The organism is Amycolatopsis sp. NPDC114505, from assembly GCF_055633615.1.
This window is the reverse complement of the sequence record NZ_JBVKDV010000006.1, coordinates 516,871-523,676: the sequence shown is the minus strand read 5'-3', so window position 1 is coordinate 523,676 and position 6,806 is coordinate 516,871. Positions and strand designations below refer to the sequence as shown.

The window sequence follows — 6,806 nt, the reverse complement described above, 5'->3', positions numbered from 1 at the left end:
CAGCGGACTCGTCCCCGGTCACGCCGGGCCGGGTGCCGTCCTCGACGTCGGCGGCGCGTAGCCAGTTGGCCAGGCACGACTCGGAGATCCCGAAATCCTTCGCGACCTGCTTCAACGGGGCTTCGCCGCGGCGGGCCACGGCGACCACGTCGTCACGGAACTCACGGGGGTAGGGCTTGGGCACGGTGACATCCTTCCAGGCGAGGCCGAAGCCTCACAGGTGAAGTGTCAACCAAACCCTGGGCAGACCCGGCCCGCGTTGGCGAGATGCGTGGGCAGCTTCTGGAACCCCGCAGGTTCCACGTCTAGTTTTGTCTCCTACTTGACGGCTCGTCATGGTCGGGGCTCTGCGCTCTATGAGGCTGAGGCTCCTCGCGTCCGGGCTGGACGGAGATTCCCTCGACGACGGCGTCCCGGTCCACGACATCAGGTCGTTGAATGATCGACAGGTCGATGCCCGAAGGCATCGGTCCGCGATAGCCGGTCATCCTGCCCCTCAGCTCTTTGACCGCCTGTTCGACGGTGACCCGACTGCCGGTCGGGTCGCGCTGTTCGCCGCGGAATGTGAGCCGCTGGCCGTAGACCGCCTCCAAGGTCGATCGCAGCAGATCAGCCAGCCGACCCAGGTTCTTGTCATCCGGGTTGATCGGGATCAGCCCGTTTACGTAGTTCGACAGGCCGCCGACCAGCGCAACGAGAGTCTTTTCCTGCTCCAGCACGACGCCAGGCGCCGCTACGGCGGTCGTCGAGGGGTGATCCAGGATATCGTTCCGGATGATCGGCACGTCAAGGGGGGCGTCGTCCGTCCGCCGGGCGCGCCAGGCCTTGATCAGCTCGGCGCCCTGGCCGTACAGGAACTTAATGCCCTCGGCGGCTGCCACCGCACCGAGCGCTGTCAACGACAGAGGATCCATTTCATCTCCATTGGCCGAAGGTCCACGGTCGCCCACCGGTGAACGATCCGGCGACCACGGTGATCAGAGCCTCGATCTCGGCCTGGGGCCGGTCGCTGAGCCCGGTGGCCAACGACAGGGCGAGCAGGGAGTCGAGGCCGGTGCTGTCGAAGAGCGCCGATGGCACCAGGCTCGCCACCCGGACGGGTGTATCGATGTCGCTGGTCTCGGACCAGCGCGCGGCGATGTGGTGGCGATAGGCCGCTCGGGTGTCGACGTCGGGCATCCGGGCCAGCAGCTCAAGTGCCTGTCCGGGCTCCGAGACCGGGTCGGTGCGCCACTGGGCGTGTAGTGCTACCAGCTGAGTACGGCTGTGCCGGAAGGAGAAGTCGTAGACCCGCTCGGCGAACATCGCCGCCATCGCCGGGAGGGTCTGGTCGCGTTGGGGACCCCACATCTTCTGATCAGCCTGTTCGCCGCGGCCAAACTCGTGGCACCGGTCGATCATGGCGAGGGTGGCGGTCGACCCGTAGCCGGAATAGGCGATCGGGAACGCTGAGGCGGCGACCAGGGTCGCGAAGGCGGCGTCGTGATCCCCGTAGCGGAATGTAGCGGCCGCGTGAGCGCTTTGCGCCCGCATCCTGGTGCCCCACGGGTCGTCCTGGCCGAGCGCGGTCTCGAGGTAGTCGCGCAGGGGCTGCGCCGGGAGGCTTCTTCGCACGCTCTCGGCCAGCAGCAGCGCGGGCAGGTCGAACGTGAACGTGACTCCCTCGTCGTCGAGGCCGGCTCGGACGATCCGTTGCAGCTGGGTACGGGCCCAGGCCCGGTCAGGAGCGCACAGCACCGCGCTGCCGAGCGCAGTCAGCGCCATATCGCGGTACTGGGGATACGGGTTGCTGCGCATCAGCGTGATGGTCTTCTCGGCCAGTCCGCGGCCTTCGGCGTGCGCCAGGGTCTTCGCCAGCTGAGGAGCCAGGTCTGCTGCATGGATAGCGAGGGATTCCGGATTTCCGCCGCCTTGCACGGGTGCGGCGAGGGCTACAGCCGACAGTGCGTCGCGGTCGAGGGTTACCGCTTCGAGCAGGTCGACCCCGCGCCGGATGGCGCGGAGAGCTTCGTCGGCGACCGACGGCTCCTGCGGTTCGGCGACGGCGCGATCGCGCACGAACCATGGCCAGTCTTTCGTGGGGTCCAACCTGGTGAGCCAGGTGAGCGCACCGGAGCCCTGCTGGCTGAGGGCCTCCGCGATGCGGACGAGGAGAGTGTCGCTGAGGACGGGGAAGGACGGCGCGGTCATCGCGATCAGCTCGCGGACGTCGGTCTCCGACCCTGTTTCGGCCGCCTCCCAGGCGAGATAGAGCTTCAGGATGTCGTTCCAGGCAGCGGACGAGTTCGGTCCGGCCGTGTAGTGGACCATCTTGCGGCGTGCCAGGGCGATATCGCCGGCCATCGCCGCGCCGAACACCGAGCGGGAAAGGCTCGCGCCTGTGGCGAGCCGACGGAATTCGGCCGCACAGCGCAAAACCGCTTCCGCGTCGATGGCAGGCGTCGCGTCGAGGGCGACGTTCAGCGTGGTGCGCAGGTCGTCCAGTGTCCGGTGGATGCCACCCAGACCGGCCAACTGAGCGGCCTGGAAGCCTGGATCGAGAGCCACCCGGTAAAGGTCGGCAGCCATCTCGCGGGCTTGGCGGCCGGATGCGAGGCGGACCCGGGAGCTCAGGTGATGGACGAGTTGCAGCAAGCAGTACTGGTCACTGGAGGTCCAGTCGGTCGCGTCGTGTAGCAGGTAGTGCCGGGCGATCCGGTCGTGCTGCTCGAACGGGTCCACGTAGTACTGGTTGATCTGCGAGCCATCATCATCGTAGCGGTCGGTGGCCAGGAAGTCGGCCACGGAACGGTGGTAGAGCCGGTAGCCGGGCTCGCCCTCCAGGGGAGTGAGCACGTCCTCGACCAGCTGGGTCAGGGTACCCAAAGTGTGGTTGAGCCGTCCCCGTGGCCAGCCCAGCCACCGGGGCAGGCTGTGCCGGGGTGCGACCGGGTTGGCGACGGTGAGGCAGCCGAAGAGCGGCTCGTAGCGTTCCAGCCAGTCGTCGCCGTCCCGCGGCATCAGCCGTTCGAGGAAGTCGCGGTAGAGGCCGTACAGCTTGCCGGGCAGGGCCGTCAGGTCGGCCAGCTCACCGCTGGCCAGCCCATCGAGGACCCAGCGGGCGTACAAGAAATTGCCGTCCGCGTGCCGCGCGAGCTCCTCCGCCTGGCTCGTTTCGAGCCGGGCGTTGAGGTAGTCGGCCAGATCATCGCCAGCCTGCTCAGGGTGACACCTGTCCAGATCTAGCCGCACGGCGCCTTCGAACTGGTTGCGGATCCGCTGGTCGCCGCGGCTGGTCATGACGAACCGCACACCATCGGGCAAGTCTCCGGAGTCCCTGATCAGATCGAGGATCGTGGTGCCGCGCACGGTCAGCGCCTCGTCGAGCGCATCGACCAGGATCGTTTTGCCCCAACTGGCTGTCCGCCGGAGTTCGAGAGCATTGAGCGGTTGCCGGATCACCCGGTTCCAGACCTCTTGCGGGTCGATCTGAGTGGCGATGAGCCGCTCCACCGCGATACCGACGACCGTCCCGAGGTTCACTCCGACGTCCTGTACCACCACGGCCGGATGTGTCCCCGGTGCAATCTCCTCGACCAGGGCGCGTGCGAAATCGTCGTCAGCCCTGGCCAATTGCAGGGCCACATCCTTGGCGAACTGCTCGGGGCGCAGCGTCCCGCCCTCGCCCCGAGCCACACAGAAATGCACCGCGGCCCATCGCTGCCGCAGCTTGGCGAGCCGCTGCGCGGCAGCCTGGTCGGCGGGCGCTGGACCGGCGCCCGCCAACCAGGCCACGAAGGCGGTCTTGCCCCAGCCCGGTTCGGCGGTGATCAGAAGGAACTTCTTGTCGTCATGCTCGAGCCAGTCGTCGACGAGGCCGAGCAGCCAGCCGCGCCCGGTGAAGTCTTCGGCTGCATACCGGGCAGCGTCCGGTGCGGTAGATTGCCCCGCCATCTGGCGGTCCTCCGATCGAGTTATTCCTGGCCTTGCAGCACTTTCTGCCAAGTGAAGGTCTTGCCGGTGCCATACGCGACGGTCGCGATGACCGCCGTGCTCAGGGGCGGCTCAGATCGCGAACGGGCGTTCATAGGCGACCGCGGAACCGCCGGCCCCGTACGTCATGAGGACGGGGATCGCGCCGTTCTGGCTGCCGAGCTGCTTGAGCCGGGCGATGAGCTGTTCGCCGTCGCCCGCGTAGTCGCCGTCGCCCCATACCGTGACCAAGTGCGAAGTGAACTCGCTGAGAACGCTGCCGGCGAGGGTCGTCTGCGCGTCGAGGCAGGCCGCGAAACTGACCACCTTCGCCTCGACAACCGCCATCTCCTTCGGACCGACGATGTTGCGCACGCTGTCGTACACGGCACGGTTGGCACCCTTGTACGGCGCCTCCCAGGGCTGTAGCAGCTTGTTGGGCGCTTGCGCGGCGTCCGCCTCGATGTCGGCGAAGAGCTGGATGATGTCCTTCGACTGGATGCTGAGCTCCGCCGGCTCGGCCGGCCGCAACTCGTCCGGGTCGAGCTCGTCGGCGAACGCCTTGCTGAGCTGTTCGTCGGTCAGCGGCTCGGCACTGCGGACCGCGGGCACCTCGTCGCTGCCAGCTTCTTGCCGGGCGATCGGCACCGTGGCGAGCGCGACTTCCAGCTGTTTGAAGGAACTGCTGAGATCTTTGACCCGGATGTCCTTGATCGCCTTGCGGCCGATAGTGATCTGGTCCTTCGCTTTGGCTGCGGTGGCGCTGTGGCAGCTGTCGAAGACCAAAAAGACCCGCACCCCGGCGCGGAACTCGCCCAGCAGCAGGTGCAGCTCGTCGTCGACAAGCATCCGGTCGTACAGGCAGAGGGTCTCGTCCATGCCGTCGGGCTCGTCGTCTGCGTCACCGTTCGGGATCTGGCTGCCGTGGCAGGAGAAAGACAACAAGAACGCGTCACCGGTGAACAACGCCTCGCTGGCCGCGCGGATCGCCGCGGTAACATTGACCACGTTCGCGTCCTCGTCAGCGAGGACGGACCCGCTGTAGCCGAGGTTCTCAGCCATCCGCTGCATGGCTTTGGCGTCGTTGACGCAGGACGCCAGCGCAGCGACCCCCTCGCCGTAGTGAGCCGGGTCCAGCTTGTTCACCCCGACGTGCAGGCTCACCCCGGACGGTGTCCGCACGACGTCACCAGAGAAGATCGTGTCGAGCTGTGTCATGGTCTGCTTGCCGGCGAAGCCGTCGGCGTACAGGCCGTAGTCGCGCTGGAACGTCTCGACGGCGGTTGCGGTCCGGGCGCCGAACATGCCGTCGACCTGGGCCTGCAACAGGTATGCGTCGCTGAGGTCGGCCAGCGCGCTCTGGATCGCGCGGACAGCGCCCCGGTGGGTCTCGCGCAGGCCGATGGGCCGGACGTTCGACATCGCCGCCTCGAGCCGCTCACGGGTGCTTGCGGTCATCCGACTCGTGAATCGTCTCGCAGTCAACACGGTCCTCCACCTTTCATTGCCATTGATACTGTTCGTTGGGTCGGGGCGAGACGGGCACGGTGACGCACCCGAAACCCACCACGCCGGCCCCGGCGGCGAGGTCGGCCACGCCGGGTTCGTCGGATCTCGGGACGGGTGTGGGGGCGACCACGGTGACCGGCTGGGCGAGGGCGAGCCGGGCCAGCCATTCCGAGCGATCCAGGGGCGTCTGGAACCGTTGGACCAGGGCCGGGTCCCGGTGCCGCATGGCGATCCCGCCCAAGGCCGCGGTCCCTGCCGGCACGAGCTGGGCTGTCCGACCCGCGACGACCCCGCCGACGTTGCCTGCACCGAGTACGGCCGACTGGGCCGGCGGGACGAAGCGGAACGAGCCGCCGCGGAACGGCGGCTTGACGGTCGTGAATGGCCCCAGCTGCCACCGGGGTCGCGGTGGCGGCGCGGCTGCGAGGCCAATGATGGTCGCGGCATAGACCGTCTGCACGTACGCCGGGATCGAGCCGTTGGTCCCGTCGCCGTCGGAGACGAGCTCGCCCCCGGGCAGCCGCCAGTCGTCGCGCTCAAGCAGTCGGGCGAATGGCCACGGCCGCAGGGTCTCGATCATGGTGTATGCGAAGCGGCACTTGGCGGCGCTGGCCGAGGCGATCATGACCGGTACCCCGGGGAAGGCTTTCGCCGCGCAATCAGCGAGTTCGGCGAAAGTGGCCTCGGCGATGGTCCAGGTGCCGCAGTTCGCCGCGGAAAGTGGATAGAAAGAGGTGGGCGCGTAGCTGATGTCCCCTGCGCTGAGCAGTGCAGTCTCGTCGAGCTGAGCTCGGCACGACATCGCCTCGACGACCGAGGAACGGGAGCCCAGTCGGGTCACGTCGGCGAGCGCCTGCTCCACCTCGTTCTTGAAGCCGAGCACCAGCCAGTCGCTGAGTGCGGCCTGCTGCACCTCCACCGCGGCCCCGGCGTCTTGCAACGACTGGACCACCGAACTCATCTCCAAGTACGCGTTGTACTGCGCGGAGGTGTGCAGCCCGTCCTTGTCGGTCACGTACAGGACCCGGCGGGCAGCGTCGAGGCTGGCGGCTTCTGCGTCGGTCAGCGCCCGGTGGGTGAAGGCCATCCGGTCGAGCACCGACGACATCCGCTCCCATAGCGGCGCACCTGGCCCGAACGGCTCGGCCACCGCCCCTTTGCGGGGCACCAGATTCGCCATCCGCACGAGTTCCGCCTCCCGGCTCGCGTCGAGGGTGGCGAAGAGGGGCAGAATCGCGGTCGGCGTGAACGACACCGGCGCGGCCGGGACCACGGCGAAGCCGTCGTACGACCGGCGCTGATCTATCCACGCCGCGAGGGCCACGTGCACACCGAGCGGTTCCACG

At 68.0% G+C, this 6,806-nt stretch carries 5 protein-coding genes; all 5 read right to left on the bottom strand.

Annotated features, from left to right (window positions below; genetic code table 11):
• Positions 1-184 (bottom strand): transposase (locus tag ACZ7OU_RS48910; RefSeq protein WP_470260575.1); only part of this gene is annotated, 184 nt, incomplete at its 3' end.
• 121 nt (positions 185-305) lie between these two features.
• Entirely contained in the window at positions 306-914 is a 609-nt protein-coding gene (locus ACZ7OU_RS48905; protein ID WP_470260574.1) for a hypothetical protein, read from the bottom strand.
• 1 nt (position 915) lies between these two features.
• On the bottom strand, positions 916-3,933 hold the full coding sequence (locus tag ACZ7OU_RS48900; protein WP_470260573.1) for a hypothetical protein: 3,018 nt from the start codon (positions 3,931-3,933) through the stop codon (positions 916-918).
• A 111-nt stretch (positions 3,934-4,044) separates the two neighbouring features.
• A complete protein-coding gene (locus tag ACZ7OU_RS48895; RefSeq protein WP_470260572.1) occupies positions 4,045-5,409 on the bottom strand; it encodes a caspase family protein in 1,365 nt (454 codons plus the stop codon).
• 43 nt (positions 5,410-5,452) lie between these two features.
• Positions 5,453-6,784 (bottom strand): hypothetical protein, encoded by a 1,332-nt coding sequence (locus ACZ7OU_RS48890; protein WP_470260571.1) that lies wholly within the window; start codon positions 6,782-6,784, stop codon positions 5,453-5,455.
• Between the last annotated feature and the right edge of the window lie 22 nt (positions 6,785-6,806).

Bases quoted from the DNA above. Each gene is read 5' to 3' on its own strand.
- ACZ7OU_RS48905 (WP_470260574.1), bottom strand. From the start codon at position 914: ATGGATCCTCTGTCGTTGACAGCGCTCGGTGCGGTGGCAGCCGCCGAG.
- ACZ7OU_RS48900 (WP_470260573.1), bottom strand. From the start codon at position 3,933: ATGGCGGGGCAATCTACCGCACCGGACGCTGCCCGGTATGCAGCCGAA.
- ACZ7OU_RS48895 (WP_470260572.1), bottom strand. From the start codon at position 5,409: ATGACCGCAAGCACCCGTGAGCGGCTCGAGGCGGCGATGTCGAACGTC.